Origin of the sequence: Variovorax sp. WDL1 (assembly GCF_001541225.1) — a bacterium.
In the GTDB taxonomy this organism is placed as follows: Bacteria; Pseudomonadota; Gammaproteobacteria; order Burkholderiales; family Burkholderiaceae_C; genus Variovorax.
The window spans coordinates 1-1,185 of sequence record NZ_LMTS01000179.1; the positions used below are offsets into that span (position 1 = coordinate 1).

Annotated in this window: 3 protein-coding genes; all 3 read right to left on the minus strand. The window is 64.6% G+C overall.

The genetic code is table 11. From position 1 onward, the window contains the following. On the minus strand, nt 1-305 hold a 305-nt coding region (locus APY03_RS44425), incomplete at its 3' end, for a transposase (RefSeq protein ID WP_232324393.1). Between the two features lie 76 nt (nt 306-381). Further along, nucleotides 382-714, minus strand: a complete 333-nt coding sequence (gene tnpB / locus APY03_RS25165; RefSeq protein WP_068681219.1) for an IS66 family insertion sequence element accessory protein TnpB — start codon at nt 712-714, stop codon at nt 382-384. Next, nucleotides 711-1,139: a transposase gene (locus APY03_RS25170; protein ID WP_102905041.1), complete on the minus strand. Its 429-nt coding sequence runs from the start codon at nt 1,137-1,139 to the stop codon at nt 711-713. The genes tnpB and APY03_RS25170 overlap by 4 nt, the downstream gene beginning before the upstream one ends. Between the last annotated feature and the right edge of the window lie 46 nt (nt 1,140-1,185).

The window sequence follows — 1,185 nt, forward strand, 5'->3', positions numbered from 1 at the left end:
CGCTTGATCTCCCGACCGAGCTCGGCCAGGTCCTCGTCCAGCGTGTCCTCCAGCAGACTCTTCTGCTCGGCGCTGCCGGCGAACTTCTCGCTCGTCGCGGCGAACTTCATACGCTTGAGCACCGCCACTTCGTGCGTGAGCTTGTCGATGAGCGCCTGCTTGAACGCCACGTCGCGCTCGCGCCGCTCGATCAGCGCGTCCTTGGCGCGCAGTTGTTCGTCGCGCGCGGCCACCTCGGACATCAACGACAGCATGGCCTGCCGCACCTGCGGATCCAAGGCCTCTAGCTGCTGCTCGCTGATCATGGAGCGTGATCGTCGCGCATCACGCCGTCGAGGGCATCGGCACATCCGGCAATTGCCGAACGCCGATGGATTTGATTCAGATTACGCGGATGATGCCGGCTTCGCCCAGGCGCTGCCACGGCAGACCCAGCACCAGTGCGTCGAACTGCGTTCGGCTCAGGCTCAGGGTGTTGGCGCTGTCAGCCGACCAGACGAACTTGCCTGCATTGAGCCTTCTGGCGGCCAGCCACACACCGATGCCATCGTGCACGAGGACCTTCATGCGGTTGGCTCGACGGTTGGCGAACAGGTAAGCGTGATGCGGACGGGCTTCGCCGAACACCTTCACCACGCGGCCCAATGCCGCTTCAGTGCCGGCGCGCATGTCCAACGGTTCGACCGCCAGCCAGATGGCGTCGATGCGGATCACCGTAGCAACTCGCGCAGCCACGTGCCGCACTCGGTGGCTAGTGCCGCCGGCCAAGTCACCACGATGGTCGTGGAACCTCGCCTGACTTCCATGCGAATTTCGCTCGCCGGCGTGACCGGCGCAGGCAGTTGCACCGGCACGAAGGACGACGACGCAGCCTCAGTGCGGGGCAAAGCCTTGCGAGCGGTGCCTTCCACGATTCCGCCAGGCGACACCTCCGCGTCACGCACCCAGCGGCGCAGCAGGTTTGCATTGATGCCCAGCGCCATCGCCACGGATGCCATGGAGACACCGGGCTGCGCGGCTGAAGCGACCGCATGGGCCTTGAATTCGTCGCTATGCAACCGGCGGCGTCGCCGGTCGCCCGAAGCCTGAGGAGAGATAGTGTGCACGTGTCCACCAACAGTCGTAGTGGATACGAGCATCCTTTGCTCCTAAGCCGCATTCAAGATGGGATTGCCGGACGCATAC